Source organism: Dactylosporangium sp. NPDC051484, assembly GCF_040689395.1.
Taxonomy (GTDB): domain Bacteria; phylum Actinomycetota; class Actinomycetes; order Mycobacteriales; family Micromonosporaceae; genus Dactylosporangium.
The window spans coordinates 1-23,380 of record NZ_JBFAZX010000012.1 but is presented as its reverse complement, the minus strand read 5'-3'; the positions used below and the strand labels follow the sequence as shown (position 1 = coordinate 23,380).

Genomic DNA, 23,380 nt, shown 5'->3' with positions numbered 1-23,380 from the left:
CACCCCCGACCCGTCTCGCTGGGGGCACCCCACCGTCGGTCATGCGGTCGTCGGTTCTGGGCGCCGCTCGGCCTCCCGGCGTCCGCGACCCCAGCGCTGAGCCAAGCAGCAGTCCGACCGGGTGGCTGCCCCCGTTCGGACCGAGCGGACGGAGGACCCAACGATGCACCCCAACTTCACCCCGCCGAACAACCAGTCGAGCCCATCCCCTGAAGTGGCCGCTTCGGAGGACAAGCCGGCCGAGGCCGTGGTGCCCGAGCCGCGCCAGCCGCTCGACGACACCCTGGCGGCGCCCGCCGAGGCCGACAACGCCCCCGCCCCGGCCGAGTCCCCCGAGTCCGCCGAAACCCCGCCCGCCGCTGAAGACCACCTCGCCGACACCCCGGCGATCTCCGTCTCCGTGCCCGACGACATCTCCGCCATCGTCGGCGCCGCCGCCGCATCTCCGGAGCCGCTCACGGAGGACGACTCCGCCGCGCCCACCGCTTCCGAGGCCGCCACGGAAGCGTCCGAAGAGGCGTCGACTGATGATGTCTCTGAGGAAGCTTCCACGGACGCCGCTGAAGAGGCCGCCACGGACGCCGCTGAAGAGGCCGTCGCCGAGACGGAAGGCGAGGAGGCAGCCGTCGAGGTCACCGAGGCTGGGGCCGAGGACGCGGAGGCTGTTGCGGAAACCGAGGATCCCGCCGCCGAGCCGGGCGACGAGGAGCCCACGGCCGAGACCATCGACGAGCCCGAGACCGAGACCGAGGAGGTCGAGGCAGCCGCGGACGCCGAGGAGCCGGGCGACGAGGAGCCCGCCGCCGAGACCACCGCCGAGCCCGAGGCGGCGGCCGCCGAGGACCTCGAGGACGCCGCCGACGCGGAGGAATCCGACGCCGAACCCGAAGCGGCCGCTGACATCGCCGACGAGGCCGAGCTCGTCACCGAAACGGGTGACGAGGAAGCGATTGCCGAAACCGACGAGGCCGGTGACGAGGAGCCGGTCGCCGAGAGTGCGGATGAGGCCAGCAACGAAGAGGCGGTCGCCGAGACCACGGACGAGGTCGCAGGCGAGGAGCCGGCTGCGGAGACCACCGACGAAAGTTCGGGTGCCGAGGCCGACGCCGAGCCCAACGACGCGGCCAGCCACGAGGAGCCGGCCGCGGAGGCGGAGGACCTGGAGCCCGAGGCGACCGATGAGGCCGAGGCCGTCGCCGAGAGCGACGCCGCGGAGCCCGAAGCCGTTGCCGATGAGGCCGGGGACGAGAGTGAAGGGGCCGACGCGGACGAGCCGGCCACCGAGGTGGTCGTCGAGGAGGCATCCGTCGCCGAGAAAGCCGAGGCGGAGTCTGCCCCGGCCGAGGGCGACGAGGGGCCCGCCGCCGAAAGCGACGCCGACGCCGCAGAGAGCGAGGCGGACGAGAATGCCGACCCGGTCGCGGAGATCGACGCAGCGGAGAGCGACGAACCGACTGCGGAAGCGGAAGACGTCGCGGCTGAGGACGAGCCAGAGGCGGTGACCGAGGACGCCGCCGAAGCCCCCGCCGTGGAGGAGCCCGCCGCCGAGGTCGAAGAAGAGGCCACCGCGGAAGCCGACGAAGTCACCGACGAGCCGGCAGAGCAGCCCACCGCCGAGACCGAAGAGGCCCAGGAGGAGACCGCCGAGGAGCCCGAGGCCGAGGCCTCCGAGGAACCCGTCGCCGAGACCGAACAAGAGCCCACCACAGACGCCGACCAGGTCACCGACGAGCCGGCAGAGCAGACCACCGCCGAAGCAACTGAGGACTCGCAGGACGACCCGGCCGAGGAGCCGGCGGCCGAAACCGACGAGGCCGTGGACGACGCAGCCGCAGAAGACACCGCCGAGACCGACGAAGCCCAGGAAGAAGCTGCCGACGAGCCAGCGGCCGAAACCGAAGAGGCCGCGGACGACGCAGCCGCAGAAGACACCGCCGAGACCGACGAAGCCCAGGAAGAAGCTGCCGACGAGCCAGCGGCCGAAACCGACGAGGCCGCGGACGACGCAGCCGCAGAAGACACCGCCGAGACCGACGAAGCCCAGGAAGAAGCTGCCGACGAGCCAGCAGCCGAAACCGAAGAGGCCGCAGACGACGAACCGGTCGAGGTCATCGAGGCTGGCGTCGACAACACCGAGGATCAAGGGCCGGCCGAGGAGGTCAACCTCGGCGCGGACATCGAAGAGGTAACCAGCGAGGCCGAGGTCACCGACGAGGAAGCCGACGACGACGCCGCGGAAGAGCCCGAGGCCGAAGCCACCGACGAGGACGACTCCGCAGACGAGCCGGAGGCCGAAGCCACCAACGAGAACGCCGACGACCAGGACGCCACGGACGAGCCCGAGGCCGAAGCCGACGCTGAGGACGAGGAAGACGACGACGAGGACGGCGACATCACGGCGGCCCTCGGTGCGGACGGTGAGGACCAGGATGTCCAGGTGCTCGTGGGTGACGTCGAAGGCGACGAGGCGGAGGACGGCGAGCCGGTCGCCATCGTCGTGGTCGAAGAGAACGAGGACGAGGAACTCGAGTACGCGGCCGTCGCCGCGCCGTTGCGGCCCGGTGACATTGTCGAGCAGCGCATCGTGCTGTGGAAGCGGAAGCGGGCCGACAAGTTCCGGCAGCAACTCGTGAAGTCCCAGTCCAAGTTCGTCGACGACCCGGTCAAGGCGGTCGCCCGTGCGTCCGCCGTGGTCAGCGACGCGATCGAGACCCTCGCCGAGAAGCTGCAGGAGCAGCAGCACGCCCTCAACCCGGCCGCGTCGTCGCAGCGGCCCGACACCGAGGCGCTGCGCGTGGCGATGCGGCAGTACAAGGACTTCCTCGAGCGGATCCTGTCGCTCTGACGTCAGCCTAAACCCCAGTACAGGGGACGGACCGGCACCGGTCCGTCCCCTGTCGCATTTACGGGTTTGACGGGCCGAGAAGATTTCATCTAGCGTTGAGTTCATCAGGCGTTGAGTTTTGGGACCTTCGCATCGCAGCGCCCGACAACCCTGACCGACCGCCCAGAGGAAGGAACCCACGATGAGCAACGCGATCGAGGTCGAACACCTCGTCATCGCGCGCGGCAAGAGGCGGGTGCTGCACGACTTCACCTGCACCGTGCCCAGCGGCAGCGTCACCGGCCTGCTCGGCCCCAGCGGCAGTGGCAAGACCACGTTCATCCGCGCCGTCGTCGGCGTACAGAAAATCGTCAGCGGGACGGTCACGGTCCTCGGCCACCCCGCGGGGTCGAAGCCGCTGCGCGACAAGGTCGGCTACCTCACCCAGGCGCCGAGCGTGTACGCCGACCTGACCGTCCGCGAGAACGCGAGGTACTTCGCGTCCCTCTACGGCCTCGGCGCGAAGCAGGCCGACGCGGCGATCAGCGACGTCGGCCTGAGCAAGGCCAAGGACCAGCTGGTCGGCCAGCTCTCCGGCGGCCAGCGCGCCCGCGCCTCGCTCGCCTGCGCGATCATGAGCCGGCCGACGCTCCTCGTGCTCGACGAACCGACCGTCGGCCAGGACCCGGTCCTGCGCAACGAGCTCTGGCAGCACTTCCACGCGCTGGCCGCCGGCGGCTCGACACTGCTCGTGTCGAGCCACGTGATGGACGAGGCCGGCCGCTGCGACCGGCTCCTGCTGATCCGCGAGGGGCACCTCATCGCCGATCAGACCCCCGCGGAGGTACGGCGGAGCGCCGGCACCGACGACCTGGACGAGGCGTTCCTCAGGCTCGTGCAGGCGCAGGACACGGCGAAGGCACACGACACGGAGAAGGTGGGCTGACCCATGTCCCCGCGACTGACCTTCGGCACCGCTGGGCGCATCCTCCGCCAGCTCCGGCACGACCGCCGGACGATCGCCCTGATCCTCGTGGTCCCGACCGTCCTGTTGACCCTGCTTCGGTACCTCTACGACGACAACCCCCAGCTGTTCGACCGCGTCGGCCTCATCATGCTGGGCGTGTTCCCGCTGGTGATCATGTTCCTGCTGACGAGTGTGGCGATGCTGCGCGAGCGCACCAGCGGCACCCTGGAACGCCTCCTCACCACGCCGATCGGCAAGGTCGACATCCTGCTCGGCTACGGCATCGCGTTCGCGGTGGCCGCTGCGGTACAGGCCGTGATCGTCTCGACGCTCGCGTTCTGGCTGCTCGGCCTGGACACGCTCGGGCCGGCATGGCTCGTCGGCGTCATCGCGGTCGGCAACGCCGTGCTCGGCATGGCGCTCGGCCTGCTGGTCAGCGCCTTCGCGGACAGCGAGTTCCAGGCCGTGCAGTTCATGCCCGCCGTCGTACTGCCCCAGGTCCTGCTCTGCGGCCTGCTGCAGCCCCGGGACCGGATGCCCGGCTGGATGGAGGCGATCAGCGACGTCATGCCCATGTCGTACGCCGTGCAGGCCCTCACCGAGGTCGGCACCCACACGGACCCGACGTCGACCATGTGGCGAGACCTCGCCATCATCGTCGGCTGTGTGATCGTGGCACTCTTGCTCGGTGCGGCAACGCTGCGCCGCCGCACCGCATGACCCGCGCCCGCCCCGTCGACCCGGTTCCGGCACTCGGCCACGCACGGCCGGGACACCGCGACAGCACCGCCCGAACGCGTGGACCCCGCCCGCCGGCGAGACGACGGCGGCAGGGACCGCAAACCGGACGGCACCACGGCGACAAGGCAGCGCACGACCGGCAACACACGGTGGCAGCAGGCACCTAGGAACGACAGCAACACAAGGAACGGCAGAAAGAGGCTCATGGCCCGCACCGGACGACGCCCCGGCAACCAGGACACGCGAGAGGTCATCCTGGCCGCCGCCACCAAGGCCTTCGCGGAGCACGGCTTCGACGGGGCGTCCATCCGCCAGATCGCCACCAGCGCCGGGGTCGACCCGGCGCTGGTGCACCACTATTTCGGGTCGAAGGACAAGCTGTTCCTCGCCGCGATGAACGCCCCGCTCGACCCCGGCACAATCCTGCCGAAGGTCTTCGAGCCCGGCCTGGACGGCGTCGGCGAGCGCCTGGTGCGCACCTTCCTCACCGTCTGGGACTCCCCCGCCGGCAACACGGCGGCCGCGCTGGTCCGTAGCGCGCTGCAGCACGAGTGGTCGGCCCGCATGCTGCGCGAGTTCCTGGTGAGCCAGATCCTGCGCCGTGCGACCAGCGCCCTCAACCTGGACCCGGCCGAGGCCCCGAAGCGGACCGCCCTGGTCGCCTCGCAGATGATCGGCCTGGCGCTGATGCGCTACATCCTGAAGCTCGAGCCCCTCGCCTCCATGACCCAGGACGACGTCGTGCGCACCATCGGACCCACCATCCAGCAGTACCTCGCCGACCCCCTCCCCCGACCGGCAGCCGCGACGGTAAAGGCCGACATTTCGGATGAGTCGGTGCGGAGGGCCGCGCCGAGAGGTCAGTAGTCGCCGAGGTCGGCGCAGTGGGTGCGGGCTTGGGGCGTCAGCAGCAAGGCGAGGACCGCGGCGGCGCACAGGACCGGTACGAGGCGGAAGGACAGCGGGGCCTCCAGCAGCCAGGCCAGGAGGGGAATCGTGGCGCCGATGAACGCCCAGAACACCAGGCTCGCCAGCCAGGCCCAGTGCTCGCCGCGCCGCACGCGGGTGCCCAGGAAGACCAGGACCGCCGCCAGCGGGGACACGAACAGGACCGCGTTGAAGAACAGGACGAAGTCGAGGTAGCCGGTGCCGCCCTGGGCCACCGGGTCGATCTGCATGCCGGACAGCAGCACGCCGAGCGCGGTCAGCGCGAGCGTGAAGATGACGCCGCCGGCCGCGTTGAACCCAGCCACCGCGATGCGTACCTGCATTGGCACGGATCGGCGCCCCCTGGCTGGCATGCGCCCAAATGTAGGCCACCCGGCGCGCCCGCCCCGCCTCGAAGCGTAGCGCCGCGCCTAGCCCATGACCGGGATCACGATCGAGATCACCGCAACCGACAAGCCGCCAGGCACGACACACGCCCCAGCAAGCACCACGCGACCGACCGCCGCAGCCGCAGCCAAACAGCCCGGACGCCGCCGACCGTCGCAGCCGCAGCCGAGCGACCCGGTCAGGACCGACCAGCGCGGCGCGGACCCGGGGTCGGCGCGGCGCGGGACCGAGCGGCGCGGGACCGGGGTCGGCGCGGCGGGGTCAGCGGGTTTGTTCGAGCCAGGATGCGTAGAGGCGGGCGTAGATCGAATCGGGCTCGGTGACCAGGCGGTTGTGCGGGCCGCGCTGGACGACGCGGCCCTTGTCGACCACGATGACCTCGTCGGCGGCCTGGGCGGTCGACAGGCGGTGGGCGATCGCGATCGTCGTGCGGCCGCGGGTCACGGCGTCCAGCGTGCGCTGCAGGCGGACCTCGGTGGCCGGGTCGACGGCGCTCGTGGCCTCGTCCAGGACGAGCAGATCGGGGTCGGCCACATACGCCCGGGCGAGCGCCACCAGCTGCCGCTCCCCCACCGACAGCGCCTCGCCGCGCTCGCCGACCTGGGTGTGCAGGCCGTCGGCCAGGCCCTCGACCCAGTCGATGAGGCCGAGCTCCGTGAAGGCGAGCTCGAGGTCCACGTCGGTGAGGGTGGGACGGGCGAAGCGGACGTTGTCGGCAACGCTCGCGTCGAAGAGGAACCCGTCCTGCGGGACCATGACGACCCGGCTGCGCAGCGAGTCGAAGCGGACGTCGCCGAGCGGCACGCCGGAGAGCAGGACACGGCCCCGGCTCGGGTCCATGAGCCGGGTCAGCAGCTTGGCGAACGTGGTCTTGCCGCTGCCGGTCTCGCCCACGACGGCGACCCGGGTGCGGGCGGCGACGGTGAGGTGGACGTCGGTGAGCACTTCGGGGCCGCCGGGATAGGCGAAGTGGACGTGCTCGAACCGGACGTCGATCGGGCCGTCCGGCAGGGCGCGACCGTCGGCGCCGGGGTCGGCGACGTCGGGCTCGGTCTCGATGACGTCGAGCACCCGCCGCCAGCCGGCGATCGCGTTCTGCGCCTCGTTGAGCACCTCGGTGGCCACCTGCACCGGCTGCACGAACAGCGTGGCCAGGAACAGGAACGCGGTGAGCTGGCCGACGCTGAGCCGGCCGCCGACGCCGAGCAGCGTGCCGACGACCACGACGCCGGCCAGCGCGAGGCCGGCCGCGAGCTCGCCGAAGCTCATGCTGGTCACGTTGTTGGTCTGGGCACGGAACTGGCCGCGCCGGCTGCGCTCGATCGAGCGGTCCAGCCGCTCGCCGGTGCGACCCTGGATGCCGTAGGCGCGCACGACCGGGGCGCCAACGACGCTCTCGGCGATGACGCCGAGCATCGCCCCCACGCTCTCGCGAACCTCGAGATACAGCACGCTGAGCCGGCGCTGGAAGAACCGCACGACGAAGATCAGCGGCGCGAAGGCGGCGAAGACTACGAGGGTCAGCTGCCACGAGTACACGAGCATGACGATCGTGGTGACCGTGAGCTGGCCGAGGTTGACGATGAACAGCAAGCCGCCGAACTGCAGGAACTGGCTGATCTGGTCGACGTCGCTGGTGACCCGGGAGACGAGCGCGCCGCGCCGCTCGGACTGCTGGTGCAGCATCGACAAGTCGTGGATGTGCCGGAACGTGCGGGCGCGGATGCCGGCCAGCGCCGTCTCACTGACCGTGAAGAGGCGCACGTTCATGAGGTAGGCGCTGAGCATGGTCAGCAGCAGCACGCCCGCGGTGACCGCCACGATCGTGCCGACCACGCCGAGGTCGGGCCCGCCGGGCGCGTGGATGCCCAGGTCGATGCTCTTCTGGATGGCGACCGGCACGGCGACCCGGCCGGCGGTGGCGACCAGGGCCAGGCCGAGCGTGCCGGCCAGCCCGGTGAACAGCTCCGGGGATAGCGCCAGGCCGCGCCGCAGGATGCCCGCCCGCGGGGCGGCCTCGACGGTGCTCGTCATGCGGTCACGCTCGTCTCGTCCAGGCGGTCGTCCGAGCCGTCGAAGGCGTGCTCGCGCTCCCGCTCCTGCTCCGCCTTCTCGTAGGCCGTGACCAGGTCGGCGTAGCCGGGCGCGCTGTCCAGCAGCTCGCTGTGGGTGCCGCGGGCCACGACCCGCCCGCGCTCTACATAGACCACCTCGTCGGCCAGGGCGATGGTGGCCCGCCGGTAGGCCACGACGAGGATGGAGGCCTGCTGCGTGGCGCCGTCGGCGCGGCGCAGTGCGGCGAGGATCGCGGCCTCGACGCGCGGGTCGACGGCGCTGGTCGCGTCGTCGAGCACGAGCAGGCGCGGGGCGCCGGCGAGGGCCCGGGCGATGGTGAGCCGCTGGCGCTGCCCGCCGGACAGCGACGTGCCACGCTCGCCGACGGTCGTGTCGAGCCCGTCGGCGAGGTGCCCGACGAACCCGTCGGCCTGGGCCAGCCGCAGCGCCCGCCAGGCCGCGCCGTCGTCGACACCGGGCCGGTCGAGCGTGATGTTGCCGCGGATGGTGTCGTCGAAGACGAACGGGACCTGGGCGACCAGCGCGGTGCTGCGCACGAGCGCGTCCTGGGTCAGCTCGCGCACGTCGACGCCGTCGAGCTCGACGATGCCGGAGACGGGGTCGACGAGCCGAGCGGCAAGGGCGGCGATGGTCGACTTGCCCGAGCCGGTCGGTCCGACGAGCGCGACGGTGCGCCCGGCCGGCACGTCGAAGGTCACGTCGGTGAGCACGCCGGGGCCGGCGCCGTCCTCGTTGGTGTAGGCGAAGCCGACGCCGGTGAAGCGCAGCGCGGCCGGTCCGGTGCCGGGCAGGTCGGTGTCGCCGTAGACGGTGTCGCCCTCGGCGTCGAGGACGTGCCGGATCCGCTCCCACCCCACGACGCTGCGCGGCAGCTCGGCGAGGACCCAGCCGATGGCCCGGACCGGGAAGGCCAGCACGGTGAACAGGAACGCGACGCTGACGACCTCGGCGACGTCGACGGCGCCCTGCCGGTAGCGCCAGCCGCCGACGACGAGCACCGCGAGGGTCCCGGCGCTGGGCAGCGCGTCGAGGAAGGGGTCGAAGAGCGCGCGGACGCGGCCGACCCGGATCATGGCGTCGCGCAGCTCGACGGCCTTCGCGGCGAAGCGCTCGGTCTCCGACGCCTCGCGCCCCATGGTCTTGACCACGAGCGCGCCGTCGAAGCTCTCGTGGGCGACCGTGCTGACCTCGGCGCGCAGTTGCTGGGCGCGGGCGACCCGCGGCGCCATGCGGCGCGAGTAGGCCACGTTGACGCCGAGCAGGACCGGGAAGATCGCGACGCCGACCAGCGCCATCGCCCAGTCGGTGACGAACAGCGAGACGACCGCGGCGACGAGCATGACAACCGCGCCGACCGCGAACGGGAAGGGCGCGATCGGATACCAGGCCGACTCCACGTCGGCGTTGGCGTTGGACAGCAGGGTGCCGGTGGGGTGGCGCTGGTGCCAGGCCAGCGGCAGGCGCAGATAGCGGCGGGTCACCGCGCGGCGATACCTCGCCTGGAGGTTGAACTGCATGGCCCCGGCGCCCAGCCGGCGGCCGAAGATGCCGACGATCTTGCCGAGGCTGACCGCGAGGATCGCCAGGGCGGCGAGCAGCAGCGTGCCGGTGGCGACGTGGCCTCGGTCGAACGCCGGCACCACGAGCCGGCCGACCACCGCGCCGGAGACGAAGGCGGTGGCGATCGTGAGGATGCTGAACAGCACACTGCCGACGACCGAGACAACGAACATGTGAGGCTCGTCACGGACTGCGTGGCCCAGCACCCGAAAGCCCTTCGCGAGCACCTTGCCGCTGGTCACATCAGCTCCCTGTTTTCGCGGCGCCCGGTAAGCGACCCCGACCGGACGCCAACCTTACCGACGACCTACGACACTTTCGGGGCTAGCGTTACGCACATGACTTCGTTCGCCCGCGCCGAACGCGCGGCGCTCGCCGACGCGCTGCTCGCCGCCGGCCCCGACGCGCCGACCCTCTGCGAGGGCTGGGCCACCCGCGATCTCGCCGCGCACCTCGTGCTGCGCGAGCGCCGGCCCGACGCGGCCGCCGGCATCCTGATCAAGCCCGTGGCGGGGCATACGAAGCAGGTCCAGGACCGGCTCGCCGCCGGCGACTACACGGCGCTGGTCGAGAAGGTGCGCACCCCCGCGCCGTTCGTGCGCCCCGCGTTCGCCGAGGAGGCCGTCAACCTCGTCGAGTTCTTCATCCACCTCGAGGACGTCCGCCGGGCGGTGCCGGGCTGGGCGCCGCGCGAGCTGCCGGAGGCCTACGCGCGGGCCCTGGGCGCCCGCGTCAAGGGCTCGGCGCGACTGTCGGCCCGCCGGTTCCCGGCCCGCATCGTGGTGAGGTCGCCGGGCCCGCAGTCAACGGCGGAACCGATCGTGGAGCCGTTCACGGCAGGCAAGGGCGACCCTGACCCGGCCCGGCAGGTGACCGTCGAGGGTGATCCGGGCGAGCTGCTGCTGTTCTTCACCGGCCGCCAGGCCGCCGCCGATGTGGAGCTCACCGGGCCGGAAGATCTCCTCGAACGCCTCCGAGGAGCGCGACTGGGCATGTGAGCGGCACGGACGGTTGCGGTGAAGGGGCACGGATCCGGCGCTTCCTCACGTTTCGGTTTCGGGTCTAGCCGGTAACGGGATCGACGGTTTACCGTCTGGTAACGGAAGACGTGACGGCAGTCACGAACGCCGGTGCTCGCTCCCGGACGTCCCGGAAGGCCGATCATGACCCAGACCCAGCGGCTCGAACTGCCGTACCGCTCGATCCCGGACATGTTCCTGCACCGGGTGGCCGAGACTCCGGACGCCCGTGCCTTCGGCCACCCAGCCCCCGACGACGACGCCGACCCGATCTGGTTGACCTGGCGCGAGGTCGGCGAGCGCGCCCGCGCCATCGGCGCCGGCCTGACCACGCTCGGCGTGCAGCCCGAGGACCGTGTCGCGGTGCTGTCCAGCACCCGCCTCGACTGGATCCTCGCCGACCTCGGCATCATGCTGGCGGGCGCCGCCACCACCACGGTCTATCCGACGACCGAGCCCGAAGAGGCCGTCTATATCGTCGCCGACTCCGGCTCCAAGGTGCTCATCGCCGAAAACCCGGACCAAGCGGCCAAGCTCGACGGCGCGGACCTGCCGAACCTGACGGTGGTCGTGCTGATCGACGGGGCTCCCAGCGGTACCGAACCCGTGAAGACGATGACCCTCGCGGAGGTGGAGGCGGCCGGACGGGCGGCGACCACCGCGGACCCGCAGCTCATCGACCGGATCGCGGCCGGCGTCGAGGGCGACCGGCTCGCCACGCTGATCTACACGTCGGGCACCACCGGCCGGCCCAAGGGCGTCGAGCTGCTGCACGCCGGCTGGGTCTGGCAGGGCAAGACGCAGCAGGACACGGGCATTCTCCGCAGCGACGACCTGCAGTATCTGTGGCTGCCGCTGTCGCACTCGTTCGGCAAGACGCTGCTGTGCGGGATGCTGTATGTCGGCCTGCCCACGTATGTCGACGGCCGGGTCGACAAGATCATCGACAACCTCGGCCGGATCCGGCCGACGCTCATGTGCGCCGCGCCGCGGATCTTCGAGAAGGTGTACAACCGCGTGGTCACCGGCGCGCAGGCCGACGGCGGCGCCAAGTGGAAGATCTTCACCTGGGCGGTCGCGGTCGGTAAGCGCGCCTCCGCGCAGCGGCTGGCCGGCTGCGAGCCGGGCGGGATGCTCAAGGTTCAGGCCGCGATCGCCGACAAGCTGGTCTTCAGCAAGCTGCGCGCCCGCCTCGGCGGCCGGATGCGCGCGATGGTCTCCGGATCGGCGCCGCTGTCCGCGGAGATCGGCGAGTTCTTCTTCGCCGCCGGCCTGCCCATCCTGGAGGGGTATGGGCTGACCGAGACGTCCGCGGGCTCGTTCGTCAACCGCGAGGGCCGGGAGCGGATCGGCACCGTCGGCCAGGCGCTCGGCGACCTCGAGGTGAGGCTCGACACCGACGGCGAGGTGCTGCTCAGGGGCACGCCGGTCATGCGGGGATACCACAACCTGTCCGACGAGACCGCCGCGGCGTTCACCGAGGACGGATGGTTCCGCACCGGCGACATCGGCGAACTCGACGCCGAGGGCTACCTGCGCATCACCGACCGCAAGAAGGACCTGATCAAGACCTCGGGCGGCAAGTATGTCGCGCCCAGCTACATCGAGGGCCTGTTCAAGTCGGTGTGCCCGTACACCTCACAGGCGATCGTCGTGGGCCAGGCCCGCAACTACGTGACGATGCTGGTCACCCTCGATCCCGACGCGATCAAGGCGTGGGCGGAGGGCACCGCGCTGGCCGGGAGGTCCTACGCCGAGATCGCCGCCTCCAAGGAGGCCGAGGAGCTCGTGGCGGGCTACGTCAATGAGCTCAACACCAAGCTCAACCGCTGGGAGACCGTCAAGAAGTTCAAGATCCTCGGCCGCGACCTGTCCATCGAGGACGGCGAGCTCACCCCCTCGCTCAAGGTCAAGCGCCGCGCCGTGGAGAAGTCGTTCGAGCAGGACATCGAGCGTATGTACGCGGGCACGCTCGCGGAGATCTGACACAGGCCTCGCTCACACCCCACAGTGTCGTGGCCCCCGGGGACCGCCATTCCCGGGGGCCACGACGCGTCTGTGAGCAGGAGTCTCAGGCCACGACCACCTGCGTCGACCACGAGTGGCGGCGCGGGCGGTCCAGGTCGGTGCGGGCCTCGGCGAGCCGGCGCACCGCCTCGACCAGGTCGGCCTCCGGCAGTGTGAACGGCAGGCGCATGAACCGCTCCATCGTCCCGTCCGCGCCGAAGCGTGGCCCGGACGCGACCCGCACGCCGAGCTCCTCCGCGGATCGGGCCAGGGCGCTGGACACCGGCGCGTCGAGCTCGGCCCAGATGACCATGCCGCCGCGGGGCAGCACGAAGCGCCAGTCCGGCAGCGCCGCGCGCAGCGCCGCGGCGAGCGCGTCGCGCTGCACCAGCAGCTGCTTGCGCCGCGCGGCGACGATCGTGTCGCGGTGTTGCAGCAGGCGGGTGGCGACGAGCTGGTCGAGCACCGGCGAGGCCATGTCGACGCCGACGCGGGCCGCGGCGAGCCGGGCGATGAGCGGCGCCGGACCGCGCACCCAGCCGATGCGCAGGCCGCCCCAGAAGGCCTTGCTCATCCCGCCGATCGTGAGCACCCGCGCGGTGCGGTCGAACGCGGCCACCGCGGGCGGCATCCCGCCGTCGGCGAGCTCGGGGTCCAAGGCCAGGTCGACGAACGACTCGTCGACGATCAGGTCGGTGCCGGCGGCGTGCGCGGCCGAGGGGAGCCGCTCGCGCAACGACGCCGGCATGAGGTGGCCGGTCGGGTTGTGGAAGTCGGAGATGAGGTACGCGACCCGGGCCTGCGCCGCGCGGACCGTCGACAGCAGCAGGTCGGCGTCCCAGCCGTCGGGGCCGATCGCGTACGCGCTGAGCCGCGCCCGGCTGGCCAGGAACGCGCTCAGCGCGTTGGGATAGGTGGGCGTCTCCACCAGGGCACGCTGCCCGGGCGCGACGAGCAGCCGCAGCAGCAGGTCGAGGGCCTGCTGCACGCCGCCGGTGATCATCACCTGGTCGGGCTCGGTCGGCAGGCCGCGCTCGGTGTAGCGGCGGGCCACCGTCTCCCGCAACACCAGCAGCCCGGCCGGCTGATAGCCGGGGCCGCACAGATATGGCTCAAGGTCGGCGACGGCCGCGGCGGCGGCCGCGGGCAGTTCCGGCGGGGCCGGCATCGCCGCGCAGCCCAGGTCGATCAGGCCGGCGTCATCGCTGGGGGTCCACAGCCCGGCGGTGCCGACCCGGTGCCCGGCCGGCAGCTCGGTCCAGCTCCCGGCACCGCGACGGCTGGACACGTGCCCGCTCTCGCGCAGTTCCCGATATGCGGCGGTCACGGTGGTACGGCTGATGCCCAGCGCCGCCGCGAGCTCCCGCTCGGCGGGCAGCCGCACGCCCAGGGCCAGCCGGCCGTCGATGAGCAGGCCGCGCACGGCGTTGGCGAGCACGACATACTCCGGGCGGCGCCCGCCCGGGCCGCGCACTCCAACGGCAACCTGCCAGGCGTTGAGCATGCGAGCCAGTTGCGCGCCGCGGACGATCGCAGACAAGGCCAGTTCCCCCTTGATTGGCTATCACACCCGACCGATTGGCCTCAGACTGGCATGCGCTGGCTCGGCGGGCAAGTCCAATTCCGCACCCGGCTTGGGGTCCGCTCGCGGCCCGCCGGTCGCGCCCAGCAGCACTCCGCCCAGGATCGCCGCGCCGCCGACGAGGTCGTACCAGTGGATCCGCTCGTGCAGGAACAGCGCCGCGGACAGGATCGCGAAGACCGGCGCGAGGGCGGCGAACGGCGCGACGGTACCGGCGCCGTAGCGGGTGATGAGCCGGCCCCAGACGCCGAAGCCGAACAGCGTGCTGAGGTAGGCGATGTAGGCGATCGCGCCAGCGGCGGTCAGGTCCAGGCCCTTCAGCGCGCCCCAGACGTGCGACGGGCCGTCGACGGTCAGCGTGAGCAGGATCAGCGGCGGGGTCGCGACCGCGCTCACCCACACCATGAAGTTCAGCATGTTCTTGGCCGAGGCCTTGCGCATCGCGATGTTCGCCAGGCCCCAGGCCGCGCCGGCCGCCAGGACCAGCAGGAACGCGCCCAGCGGGCGGTCCAGGCCCAGCTGCGTGGCGATGAGCACGATGCCCGCGCCGGCCAGCACCACGCCGGTGACGCGCCGCGGCCCCGGGCGATCGCGCAGCAGGACGGTGGCGAAGACGAGCGTGAAGACGACCTGGCTCTGCAGTACCAGCGCGGAGAGCCCGGACGGCAGCCCGGCCGCCATGCCCGCGAAGAGCAGCGAGAACTTGACCACGCCCAGTGCCACGCCGGTGGCGATCACCCAGCGCCACGGCGCCTGCGGCCGGCCGACGAGGAACACCGCCGGCAGGGCGGCCACGCCGAAACGCAACGCGCAGAACAGCAGCGGCGACATGCTGTCCAGGCCCACGTGGATGACCACGAAGTTGACGCCCCAGATGACGGTCACCAGGATCGCCAGGGCGAGATCACGAGGTTTCATGCGTCGATAATTAACCCGGCAAATGTGAAGTTCTATCGAAGAATTCTTCATCGTTGATTTAGCATTACTTCATGCTTGACCTTCCTCGACTCCAGGCGCTACGCGCGGTGCAGACGTTCGGCACCGTCACGGCGGCCGCAGGCGCGTTGCACTGCACGCCGTCGGCGATCTCCCAGCACATCGCGAAGCTCGAGCGTGAGACGAAGGCCACGCTCGTGGAGAAGGACGGGCGGCGGCTGCGGCTCACCGAGGCCGGCCGGATCCTCGCCGAGCACGCCGGGCTGGTGCTCGCCGCGGTCGAGGAGGCCGAGGCGGCGCTGGCCGCGCACCAGGAGACCGTGTCGGGCCGGCTGAGCGTGTCGTCGTTCCCGACCGCGTGCCGCGGCCTGCTCCCTCACGCGCTGCGCCGGCTCGCCGCCGAGCACCCGGGCCTGGAGCCGACGCTCCTGGAGAGCGACCGGGAGACGAGCTTCGACGGCATCCTGCGCGGCATCATCGACGTGGCCCTCATCGACGAGTGGGTGGAGATCCCGGTGACCTACCCGCCGGGGGTCGCCAGTGTCGAGCTCGGCCTGGACGTCGCCGACCTGGTCCTGCCGGCCGGGCATCCGCTGGCGTTCGGCACCGGTCCGGTGACCCTCGACGAGGTCCGCGAGGAGCGCTGGATCGCGTCGAGGCCGGGCACCGTGTGCCACGAGTGGCTGCTGCGGATGCTGCCCGGGCTGGCCCCTTCGATCCTGGTCAACGAGTTCGAGACGCAGCTGACCTTCGTCGCCGAAGGCCTCGGCGTGGCGTTCGTGCCGCGGCTGGCCCGCACGTCGCTGCCGGCCGGCACCGTGGCCCGCCCGGTCACCCCGGAGGCGGCCCGGCGGGTGTCCGTCGCGTGGCGCGCCGCGGCCGGCATCCGGCCCGCGATCGCCGCCACCGTCGCCGTCCTCCAGGACGCCTGGCGACACCGCGCGAGCACGGCCGCGCCCTTCGGCGACCTCCCCGTCTGGGTGCCGGGCCAGGACCTGGTGCACGTGGTCTAGATCGGTATCACCAGCACCGCGCCGGCTAACGCGTCGGGTGACCGGCCTCCCGCAGGGCGGTCTTCACGTCGCCGATCGTGAGCTCACCGAAGTGGAACACGCTCGCGGCGAGCACGGCGTCGGCGCCGGCCGCGACGGCCGGGACGAAATCGTCGACCTTCCCGGCGCCGCCGCTGGCGATGACCGGGATGGTGACGACCGCGCGCACCGCGCGGATCAGCTCCAGGTCGAAGCCGTCCTTGGTACCGTCGGCGTCCATCGAGTTGAGCAGGATCTCGCCGGCGCCGAGCTCGGCCACCCGCGCCGCCCACTCGACCGCGTCGAGCCCCGCGCCGCGGCGCCCGCCGTGCGTGGTCACCTCGAAGCCGCTCGGCTGGCGCCCCGGGCCGTCCGCCGAGCGGCGCACGTCCAGCGACAGCGTGAGCACCTGGTTGCCGAAGCGCTGCGCGATCTCCGCGATCAGCTCTGGGCGGGCGATCGCGGCGGTGTTGACCCCGACCTTGTCGGCGCCGGCGCGCAGCAGCGTGTCGACGTCGCCGACGCTGCGGACGCCGCCGCCGACGGTCAGCGGGATGAAGACCGTTTCAGCCGTACGGCGGACCACGTCCAGCATCGTCGCGCGCCCGTCCGACGAGGCGGTCACGTCCAGGAAGACCAGCTCGTCGGCGCCCGCGGCGTCATAGGCGGCGCCCAGCTCGACCGGGTCGCCGGCGTCGCGGAGGTTGAGGAAGTTGACGCCCTTGACCACCCGCCCGGCGTCCACGTCCAGGCAGGGAATCACCCGCACCGCAACGGTCATGCCGCTTCCTCCAGCACCTGCAGCGCCTCGGAGACCGTGAAGGCTCCGGCGTACAGCGCCTTGCCCACGATGACGCCCTCGACACCGGCCGGCTCGAGCGCGGCCAGCTGGCGCAGGTCGTCGAGCTTGGACACGCCGCCGCTGGCGATCACCGGCTTCTTGGTCCGGGCGGTCACCTCCAGCAGCAGGGTCAGGTTGGGGCCGGTCAGCGTGCCGTCGCGCATCACGTCGGTCACCACGTATCGCGCGCAGCCGGCCTTCTCCAGGCGGTCGAGCACCTCGAAAAGGTCGCCGCCCTCCTTGGTCCAGCCGCGCGCGGCGAGCTGGTGGCCCCGCACGTCCAGGCCGACCGCGACCTGGTCGCCGTAGGTGGCACAGACGTGGTCGCACCAGTCCGGGTTCTCCAGCGCCGCGGTGCCGAGGTTCACCCGGGTCGCGCCGGTGGACAGCGCCGCCTTCAGCGACGCCTCGTCGCGGATGCCGCCGGACAGCTCCACCTGGACGTCGAGGCGGCGCACCACGTCGGCCAGTAGCGCCGCGTTGGACCCGCGGCCGAACGCGGCGTCGAGGTCGACGAGGTGGATCCACTCGGCGCCCTGCCGCTGCCAGGCCAGCGCGGCCTCGAGCGGGTCGCCATACGTCGTTTCGCTGCCGGCGGCGCCCTGGACGAGACGGACCGCCTGGCCGTCGGCGACGTCGACGGCGGGCAGGAGCTGCAGAGCCATGATTTCAGATCCTTCGGTCAGATCCGGCGGTCAAGGACGAGCACGGTGAGCGCCGGGGTGGCGACGATGACGAGCGCGCTGATGCCGATCCGGGCCGCCATCGAGTCGATGAACAGCCACACGAGGGTCAGGACCACCAGCACGAGGGTGACGATGACCGAACGCTGCGCGCGGGACCGGCGTGCGAAAAGCTTACCGGTTCGGCCGATGCGCACCTTCGGCACCAGCCGCCGCATCGCGGCCCGGCGCGCGCGTTTGCGCTCGTTGCGGCGCATGCGCGCGGCGCGCTCCGCCTCCAGCAGAGCGCGCCGCTTCGCCCGTTCCTTGCTCACGCCATGCTCACGATCGGCTCACGATCTCAGAGCGTCCCGAGCCAGTTGGTCAGCAGCGCGGCGCCCGCGTCGCCGGACTTCTCCGGGTGGAACTGGGTCGCGCGCAGCACGTCGGTCTCGAACGCCGCGACGAACGGCTCGCCGTGCACCGCCGTGGCGACCCGTACACCGGCCTGTGCCTGCGCGTCGATCACCGTCGGGGCATAGGAGTGCACGAAGTAGAACCGGGTGTCGGCCGGCAGGCCCGCGCCGAGCACCGTGTCCTGTGGCCAGTTCACCGTGTTCCAGCCCATGTGCGGCACGACCGGCGCGTGCAGCGCCTTCACCTCGCCCGGGGCCAGGCCCAGGCCCTTGGTGACCACGCCGTGCTCCTCGCCGGCGTCGAACAGGATCTGCATGCCGACGCAGATGCCGAGCACCGGCGCGCCGGCCCGGACCCGCTCGGCGATCGTCGGGCCGGCGCCGAGCTGCTCGATGCCGGCCATGCACGCCGCGTAGGCCCCGACGCCGGGCACCACCAGGCCGTCGGCCCGGGCCGCCTTGCCGAGGTCGTCGGTGACCTCGACGTCGGCGCCGACCCGCGCGACGGCCCGCTCGGCCGAACGGAGGTTGCCCGAGCCGTAGTCGAGAATCACTACCCGTTTCGCCACGGATGGACTTCCCTTCTCACATCCACAGCAGGCCACCGGCCGCGGACAGCGCGGCCAGCAGCAGCGTGATCACGAACGGCACCTTCGACTTACTCTGCTGCCGTAGCGACAGCGCCCCGCCGAGGAGCAGGCCGGCCAGCGCGAGCAGGGCGATGCTCACAGCGCACCCTTGGTGCTCGGCACCGCGCCGGCGTTACGCGGGTCGATCGCGCAGGCCTGCCGCAGGGCCCGGGCGACCGCCTTGAACTGCGCCTCGACGATGTGGTGCGCGTCGGGCTGGGCGCCGTGCCGGCCCGCCCGCAGAATGCTCACGTGCAGCGTCACCCGCGCCGAGTGCCCGAAGGACTCCCAGATGTGCCGGGTCAGGCTGGTCGGATAGTTGCCGCCGATGTGCGGCGCGATGTTCGCCGGCTCGTCGTGCACCACGTAGGGCCGGCCGGACAGGTCCACCACCGCCGAGGCGAGCACCTCGTCCAGCGGCACCTGCGCGTGGCCGTACCGCGTCACGCCGGCCTTGTCCCCGAGTGCCTCGGCGAACGCGGCGCCGAGCGCGAGCGCGGTGTCCTCGACGGTGTGGTGCGCGTCGATCTCCAGATCCCCCACGGTGTGTACCCGCAGATCGAACCCGCCGTGCTTGGCGATCTGGTTGAGCATGTGGTCGTAGAAGCCCACGCCGGTGGAGATCTCCCCGACACCGGTGCCGTCGAGGTCGAGCTCGACCAGGACCTTGGTCTCCTTGGTGACGCGCTCGACGCGGGCGGTACGGCTCACAACAGCTCCTCGAGTGCGTTCAGGAAGGCGGAGGTCTCCTCGGGCGTGCCGGCGGTGACGCGCAGCCAGCCCGGCAGCCCGACGTCGCGGATGAGCACGCCCCGGTCCAGCAGGGCCTGCCACACGCCCTTGCTGTCCCCGCGCGGCGCGCCGAACAGCACGAAGTTGGCGTCGCTGTCGGCGACCGGGAGCCCCCAGCCGAGCAGCGTGGTGACGATCCGGTCGCGCTGCCGCTTGACCGCGTCCACGGTGGACAGCAGCGCGTCGGTGTGCGCGAGCGCCGCCCGGGCGACCGCCTGGGTCATGGCGCTGAGGTGGTACGGCAGGCGCACCAGCTGCACCGCGTCGACCACCGCCGGGTCGGCGGCCAGGTAGCCGACCCGCCCGCCGGCCAGCGCGAACGCCTTGCTCATCGTGCGCGTCACGACCAGGCGGGGGTACCGCTGGACGAGACTCAGCGCGAAGACGGTGCCCTTGCGGGCGAACTCCGCGTAGGCCTCGTCCACGACGACCATGCCCTCGGCCACCTCCGCGACCGCCTCGACGACCTCCAACGGCAGCGCCGTGCCGGTCGGATTGTTCGGCGAGCAGAGGAAGACCAGGTCGGGCCGCACCTCGCGGACCTTCGCGACGGCGTGCTCGGCGGTCAGGGCGAAGTCGGCGGCGCGCCGCCCGTCGACCCAGGTCGTGCCGGTGCCCGCGGCCAGCAGCGGATGCATCGAATACGACGGGGTGAAGCCCAGCGCGGTGCGCCCCGGCCCGGCGAAGGTCTGCAGCAGCTGCTGCTGGATCTCGTTGGAGCCGTTGGCCGCCCATACGTTGCGCCAGGTCAGCCCATGACCGAGATACTCAGCGAGGTCGGTGCGCAGCGCCACTGCGTCCCGGTCCGGATACCGGTTGAGGTCGCGCAGCACGGCGGCCAGCGACTTCTCCATCTCCGCGACGGCCGCATCCGGTACCGGATAGGAGTTCTCGTTCGTGTTCAGGCGGACGGCCACGTCCAGCTGGGGCGCGCCATACGGCGTCAGGCCCCGCAACTCGTCCCGCAGCGGAAGATCGTCGAGCGTCGTCATTCGCTGAACCGCACCTTCACCGCCGCGCCGTGCGCCGGCAGGTCCTCGGCGTCGGACAGCGCCACCACGTGGGCCGCGACCTGCTGGAGGGCGTCGTGCGAATACTCGATCAGCTGCACCCCGCGCAGGAACGTCTGCGTCGACAGCCCGGACGAGTGCCGCGCGCAGCCGCCGGTCGGCAGGACGTGGTTGGAGCCCGCGCAGTAGTCACCGAGCGAGACCGGCGACCAGGCGCCCACGAAGATCGCGCCTGCGTTGCGCACCCGCTCCGCCACGGTCCGCGGGTCGCGGGTCTGGATCTCCAGGTGCTCGGCGGCATACGCGTCGACCACCAGCAGCCCCTGGTCCAGGTCGCTCACCAGCACCGTCGCCGACTGCGAGCCGCTCAACGCCTCGGTCACGCGCTGCACGTGCTTGGTGGCGGCGACCTGCCGCGCGACCTCGGCATCGACCGCGTCGGCCAGCTCCACCGACGTCGTGACCAGCACGCTCGCCGCGAGCGGGTCGTGCTCGGCCTGACTGATCAGGTCCGCGGCCACGTGCCGCGGGTCGGCGCTGTCGTCGGCGAGGATCGCGATCTCGGTCGGCCCGGCCTCGGCGTCGATGCCGACCGTCCCGCGCAGCATCCGCTTCGCCGCCGTCACCCAGATGTTGCCCGGCCCGGTGATCATGTCGACCGGCACGCACGCCGGCTCCTCGTCCGTGAACCCGTAGCCCAGCATGGCGATCGCCTGCGCACCGCCCGCCGCATACACCTCGTCCACTCCCAGCAGCGCGCACGCCGCCAGGATGTTGCGGTTGGGCAGGCCAGTGTCCTTCTGCGGCGGGCTCGTCACCGCGATCGAGGCCACCCCGGCCGCCTGGGCCGGCACCACGTTCATGACCACGCTCGACGGATACACGGCCAGGCCGCCCGGCACATACAGCCCGACGCGGCTCACCGGCAACCACCGCTGGGTCACCGTGCCGCCCTCGCCGAGGACGGTCGTGACCTCGGTCCGGCGCTGATCGTCGTGCACCTTGCGGGCGCGCTCGATCGACTCCAGCAGCGCGGCGCGCACCCCCGGGTCGAGCTCGGCCTCGGCCCGCTCGATCTCCTCCTTCGGCACCCGCAACTGCTTGACCTCGACACCGTCGAAGCGATGTGTCGCCTCGCGGATCGCGCTCGCGCCATGCTCGCGGACCGCTTCGACGGTCGGACGCACCTGCTCGGTGGCGACGGATACGTCGATGGCGGCTCGGGGCAGCAGACGGCGCGGGTCCTCGGCGGAGCCTCGCAGGTCGATCCGGTTCAACACCCTTGCGAGTCTATTCGGCGTCGCCAGCGGTTATGCGTTGCCGTCCCGCCTTGCGGGCTGTCGGGATCTTTGCCCTCGCTCACGGCGTCACGTCGTCACCTGGCTTGCTCGCCGCCTGGCTTCCTGACCGCCGGGTCTCCTCGCCGCTGGCTGTGCGGCAGTCCGGCGCGAACGACCGCCGGCTCATCAGGGCCGAGAAGGTGACGAGCCTCTCCTCAGCGCCACTCGCGGCGCTCTCGGCTACGCTTCGGCTCGTGGAGGCAGCGAACGAACCGGAGCGCACGCGGACACTCTTGCCGCTCTTTCCGCTCGGCACGGTGCTGTTCCCCGGGCTGGTGCTGCCGCTGCACGTCTTCGAGCCGCGATACCGCACCCTCGTGCAGCATCTCACCGAGCTCCCGGCGGACCTGCCCCGCGAGTTCGGTGTCGTCGCGATCCGGCGCGGCTGGGAGGTCGGCCGGCAGACCGAGTCGGTGGACGCGACGATCACGGCCGGCGAGTCGCTGTCACTCTACGAGATCGGCTGCGCCGCGGAGATCCGGCAGATCACCGAGCTGCCCGACGGCCGGTTCGACCTGATGACGGTCGGCCGGCGCCGGTTCCGGCTGCTGAGGCTGGCGCCCAACGACACGCCATACCTGACCGGCGAGGTCGAATGGCTCCCCGAGCCCAAGGGCGAGCCGGACCGCGAGGGCGAGCTCGCCGCGGGCGTGCTCGCCGCCTATCAGGATTACCTGCGCGCGGTGCGGTCCGACAACGACGGGGAGCAACTGCCCGACGACCCGACCGTGCTGTCCCACCTCGTCGCGGCCACGGCCTCGCTGACCCTCGAGGACCGCCAGTCGCTGCTCGCCGAGCCGGACACGGTCAGCCGGCTCAAGGCCGAGCGTGCCCTCCTACGCCGGGAGGCCGCTCTCCTCGGCCAGGTACGCGCCGTGCCCGTCGCCCTCGCCGACCTCGCGATCCCGTCCAGCCCGAACTGACCCAGCGGCGCCGGCAAGTACCCTAATAAGGGGCAAAGCCGCCAACCAGGAATGTAAGCCACAAATCGGCCCATATACGGCCCGCCTTGATCCGCCCAACGTTCGAGCCGAGCCGGGGGCGCGAACGTAGAGCGATCGTCATTCGGGCGCTCGGCATCGCGAGCCGAGTTCGGGCAGCGGTGGCCGCGCCTGCGATCCGCGTCGACCAGCCATCATGTTCGCCATGGTCACGGAGTGAAAATGTACAAGAATCGGCACGTTCAACGCCGTTGCGTTTAGCGTCGTGGGCGGGCGGCAAGTCCTTGTTCGAAGATCGTGATGCTGGCGTGGATGGTATAGGTCTGGGTGGTTCTGGGGTGTTGGCCAGCGTTCTGGCTGTACTTGCTGGTGGGGTTTTTGCGGGTGCGGGCCCGGTAGCGTGGGCGGCGCAGGGCGGGGAGTAGGTCTGCGAGGACGGCGTGGCCGATGGTGCCGAGCAGGTCGGTCGGGCTGGTGGGCAGGACCGCGGTGGCGGTGGTGACGGTGTCGGCGGCGGTTTGGATGAGGATGGTGAAGCTGATGCGGTCCATGTCCAGGCCGGGTCGGGTGGAGGCCGCGTCGCCGGCGGTGCGGATGAGTGCCTGGTAGGTGGTGAGCAGGGCCCAGACTTCTTGGTCGATGCCGGGGATGCTGCGGGAGCGCAGGACCCG

General features: G+C 71.8%; 21 protein-coding genes and 1 pseudogene. 8 read left to right on the top strand and 14 right to left on the bottom strand.

What is annotated here, in order from left to right:
- Nucleotides 1-163: 163 nt before the first annotated feature.
- The 4 genes from AB0367_RS20775 (at nucleotide 164) to AB0367_RS20760 (ending at nucleotide 5,399) form a co-directional block, all read left to right on the top strand.
- Nucleotides 164-2,845, top strand: coding sequence for a hypothetical protein (locus tag AB0367_RS20775; protein WP_366227997.1), 2,682 nt, complete (start codon nucleotides 164-166; stop codon nucleotides 2,843-2,845).
- A gap of 181 nt (nucleotides 2,846-3,026) precedes the next feature.
- Entirely contained in the window at nucleotides 3,027-3,770 is a 744-nt protein-coding gene (locus AB0367_RS20770) for an ABC transporter ATP-binding protein (protein ID WP_366227996.1), read from the top strand.
- Between the two features lie 3 nt (nucleotides 3,771-3,773).
- Nucleotides 3,774-4,511, top strand: coding sequence for an ABC transporter permease (locus AB0367_RS20765; protein ID WP_366227995.1), 738 nt, complete (start codon nucleotides 3,774-3,776; stop codon nucleotides 4,509-4,511).
- A 225-nt stretch (nucleotides 4,512-4,736) separates the two neighbouring features.
- Nucleotides 4,737-5,399 (top strand): TetR family transcriptional regulator, encoded by a 663-nt coding sequence (locus tag AB0367_RS20760; protein WP_366227994.1) that lies wholly within the window; start codon nucleotides 4,737-4,739, stop codon nucleotides 5,397-5,399.
- Here the strand turns inward: AB0367_RS20760 and AB0367_RS20755 are convergent.
- The 3 genes from AB0367_RS20755 to AB0367_RS20745 all read right to left on the bottom strand — a co-directional run bounded on the left by AB0367_RS20755 (nucleotide 5,393) and on the right by AB0367_RS20745 (nucleotide 9,730).
- A complete protein-coding gene (locus tag AB0367_RS20755) occupies nucleotides 5,393-5,833 on the bottom strand; it encodes a hypothetical protein (protein WP_366227993.1) in 441 nt (146 codons plus the stop codon). The two genes, AB0367_RS20760 and AB0367_RS20755, sit on opposite strands and share 7 nt — an antisense overlap.
- 295 nt (nucleotides 5,834-6,128) lie before the next feature.
- Nucleotides 6,129-7,901: an ABC transporter ATP-binding protein gene (locus AB0367_RS20750; RefSeq protein ID WP_366227992.1), complete on the bottom strand. Its 1,773-nt coding sequence runs from the start codon at nucleotides 7,899-7,901 to the stop codon at nucleotides 6,129-6,131.
- Nucleotides 7,898-9,730 (bottom strand): ABC transporter ATP-binding protein, encoded by a 1,833-nt coding sequence (locus AB0367_RS20745; protein ID WP_366228178.1) that lies wholly within the window; start codon nucleotides 9,728-9,730, stop codon nucleotides 7,898-7,900. Before AB0367_RS20745 ends, AB0367_RS20750 begins: the two co-directional genes overlap by 4 nt.
- Before the next feature lie 111 nt (nucleotides 9,731-9,841).
- On the opposite strand from AB0367_RS20745, the gene AB0367_RS20740 reads away from it, so the two are divergent.
- Both AB0367_RS20740 and AB0367_RS20735 read left to right on the top strand, forming a co-directional pair.
- On the top strand, nucleotides 9,842-10,501 hold the full coding sequence (locus AB0367_RS20740) for a TIGR03085 family metal-binding protein (RefSeq protein WP_366227991.1): 660 nt from the start codon (nucleotides 9,842-9,844) through the stop codon (nucleotides 10,499-10,501).
- 165 nt (nucleotides 10,502-10,666) lie between these two features.
- On the top strand, nucleotides 10,667-12,508 hold the full coding sequence (locus AB0367_RS20735) for a long-chain fatty acid--CoA ligase (protein WP_366227990.1): 1,842 nt from the start codon (nucleotides 10,667-10,669) through the stop codon (nucleotides 12,506-12,508).
- 85 nt (nucleotides 12,509-12,593) lie between these two features.
- Here AB0367_RS20735 and AB0367_RS20730 read toward each other — a convergent pair whose 3' ends face one another.
- Both AB0367_RS20730 and AB0367_RS20725 read right to left on the bottom strand, forming a co-directional pair.
- The gene (locus tag AB0367_RS20730) at nucleotides 12,594-14,069 is read right to left on the bottom strand and encodes a PLP-dependent aminotransferase family protein (protein WP_366227989.1); all 1,476 of its coding nucleotides are present in this window, start codon (nucleotides 14,067-14,069) and stop codon (nucleotides 12,594-12,596) included.
- A 24-nt stretch (nucleotides 14,070-14,093) separates the two neighbouring features.
- Nucleotides 14,094-15,029: an EamA family transporter gene (locus tag AB0367_RS20725; protein WP_366227988.1), complete on the bottom strand. Its 936-nt coding sequence runs from the start codon at nucleotides 15,027-15,029 to the stop codon at nucleotides 14,094-14,096.
- 71 nt (nucleotides 15,030-15,100) lie between these two features.
- On the opposite strand from AB0367_RS20725, the gene AB0367_RS20720 reads away from it, so the two are divergent.
- Nucleotides 15,101-16,060: a LysR family transcriptional regulator gene (locus AB0367_RS20720; RefSeq protein WP_366227987.1), complete on the top strand. Its 960-nt coding sequence runs from the start codon at nucleotides 15,101-15,103 to the stop codon at nucleotides 16,058-16,060.
- Between the two features lie 25 nt (nucleotides 16,061-16,085).
- On the opposite strand, the gene hisF is transcribed toward AB0367_RS20720, so the two are convergent.
- From hisF to hisD, 8 genes are read right to left on the bottom strand one after another with little or no spacing between them, the layout of a single operon-like run.
- Nucleotides 16,086-16,859 carry an imidazole glycerol phosphate synthase subunit HisF gene (gene hisF / locus AB0367_RS20715; RefSeq protein ID WP_366227986.1) on the bottom strand — a complete coding sequence of 258 codons (774 nt, stop codon included), beginning with the start codon at nucleotides 16,857-16,859 and terminating at the stop codon, nucleotides 16,086-16,088.
- On the bottom strand, nucleotides 16,856-17,584 hold the full coding sequence (priA, locus tag AB0367_RS20710; protein ID WP_366227985.1) for a bifunctional 1-(5-phosphoribosyl)-5-((5-phosphoribosylamino)methylideneamino)imidazole-4-carboxamide isomerase/phosphoribosylanthranilate isomerase PriA: 729 nt from the start codon (nucleotides 17,582-17,584) through the stop codon (nucleotides 16,856-16,858). Before priA ends, hisF begins: the two co-directional genes overlap by 4 nt.
- A gap of 17 nt (nucleotides 17,585-17,601) precedes the next feature.
- A complete protein-coding gene (locus AB0367_RS20705) occupies nucleotides 17,602-17,916 on the bottom strand; it encodes a hypothetical protein (protein ID WP_366227984.1) in 315 nt (104 codons plus the stop codon).
- A gap of 26 nt (nucleotides 17,917-17,942) precedes the next feature.
- The gene (gene hisH / locus AB0367_RS20700) at nucleotides 17,943-18,566 is read right to left on the bottom strand and encodes an imidazole glycerol phosphate synthase subunit HisH (RefSeq protein ID WP_366227983.1); all 624 of its coding nucleotides are present in this window, start codon (nucleotides 18,564-18,566) and stop codon (nucleotides 17,943-17,945) included.
- Between the two features lie 16 nt (nucleotides 18,567-18,582).
- Nucleotides 18,583-18,726 carry a hypothetical protein gene (locus tag AB0367_RS20695; RefSeq protein ID WP_350547266.1) on the bottom strand — a complete coding sequence of 48 codons (144 nt, stop codon included), beginning with the start codon at nucleotides 18,724-18,726 and terminating at the stop codon, nucleotides 18,583-18,585.
- A complete protein-coding gene (gene hisB / locus AB0367_RS20690) occupies nucleotides 18,723-19,337 on the bottom strand; it encodes an imidazoleglycerol-phosphate dehydratase HisB (RefSeq protein ID WP_344612622.1) in 615 nt (204 codons plus the stop codon). Before hisB ends, AB0367_RS20695 begins: the two co-directional genes overlap by 4 nt.
- Nucleotides 19,334-20,410, bottom strand: coding sequence for a histidinol-phosphate transaminase (locus AB0367_RS20685; protein ID WP_366227982.1), 1,077 nt, complete (start codon nucleotides 20,408-20,410; stop codon nucleotides 19,334-19,336). Before AB0367_RS20685 ends, hisB begins: the two co-directional genes overlap by 4 nt.
- Nucleotides 20,407-21,708 carry a histidinol dehydrogenase gene (hisD, locus tag AB0367_RS20680; protein WP_366227981.1) on the bottom strand — a complete coding sequence of 434 codons (1,302 nt, stop codon included), beginning with the start codon at nucleotides 21,706-21,708 and terminating at the stop codon, nucleotides 20,407-20,409. The genes AB0367_RS20685 and hisD overlap by 4 nt, the downstream gene beginning before the upstream one ends.
- Before the next feature lie 254 nt (nucleotides 21,709-21,962).
- Between hisD and AB0367_RS20675 the strand changes: the two genes are divergently transcribed.
- Nucleotides 21,963-22,691, top strand: coding sequence for an LON peptidase substrate-binding domain-containing protein (locus AB0367_RS20675; RefSeq protein ID WP_366227980.1), 729 nt, complete (start codon nucleotides 21,963-21,965; stop codon nucleotides 22,689-22,691).
- 275 nt (nucleotides 22,692-22,966) lie between these two features.
- On the opposite strand, the pseudogene AB0367_RS20670 reads toward AB0367_RS20675, so the two are convergent.
- Nucleotides 22,967-23,380: pseudogene (locus AB0367_RS20670) on the bottom strand (hypothetical protein); the annotation flags it as partial.

Bases quoted from the DNA above. Each gene is read 5' to 3' on its own strand.
- AB0367_RS20725 (WP_366227988.1), bottom strand. From the start codon at position 15,029: ATGAAACCTCGTGATCTCGCCCTGGCGATCCTGGTGACCGTCATCTGG.
- AB0367_RS20770 (WP_366227996.1), top strand. From the start codon at position 3,027: ATGAGCAACGCGATCGAGGTCGAACACCTCGTCATCGCGCGCGGCAAG.
- AB0367_RS20750 (WP_366227992.1), bottom strand. From the start codon at position 7,901: ATGACGAGCACCGTCGAGGCCGCCCCGCGGGCGGGCATCCTGCGGCGC.
- AB0367_RS20755 (WP_366227993.1), bottom strand. From the start codon at position 5,833: ATGCCAGCCAGGGGGCGCCGATCCGTGCCAATGCAGGTACGCATCGCG.
- AB0367_RS20775 (WP_366227997.1), top strand. From the start codon at position 164: ATGCACCCCAACTTCACCCCGCCGAACAACCAGTCGAGCCCATCCCCT.
- AB0367_RS20760 (WP_366227994.1), top strand. From the start codon at position 4,737: ATGGCCCGCACCGGACGACGCCCCGGCAACCAGGACACGCGAGAGGTC.
- AB0367_RS20740 (WP_366227991.1), top strand. From the start codon at position 9,842: ATGACTTCGTTCGCCCGCGCCGAACGCGCGGCGCTCGCCGACGCGCTG.
- priA (WP_366227985.1), bottom strand. From the start codon at position 17,584: ATGGCTCTGCAGCTCCTGCCCGCCGTCGACGTCGCCGACGGCCAGGCG.
- AB0367_RS20765 (WP_366227995.1), top strand. From the start codon at position 3,774: ATGTCCCCGCGACTGACCTTCGGCACCGCTGGGCGCATCCTCCGCCAG.
- AB0367_RS20720 (WP_366227987.1), top strand. From the start codon at position 15,101: ATGCTTGACCTTCCTCGACTCCAGGCGCTACGCGCGGTGCAGACGTTC.
- hisF (WP_366227986.1), bottom strand. From the start codon at position 16,859: ATGACCGTTGCGGTGCGGGTGATTCCCTGCCTGGACGTGGACGCCGGG.
- AB0367_RS20735 (WP_366227990.1), top strand. From the start codon at position 10,667: ATGACCCAGACCCAGCGGCTCGAACTGCCGTACCGCTCGATCCCGGAC.
- AB0367_RS20685 (WP_366227982.1), bottom strand. From the start codon at position 20,410: ATGACGACGCTCGACGATCTTCCGCTGCGGGACGAGTTGCGGGGCCTG.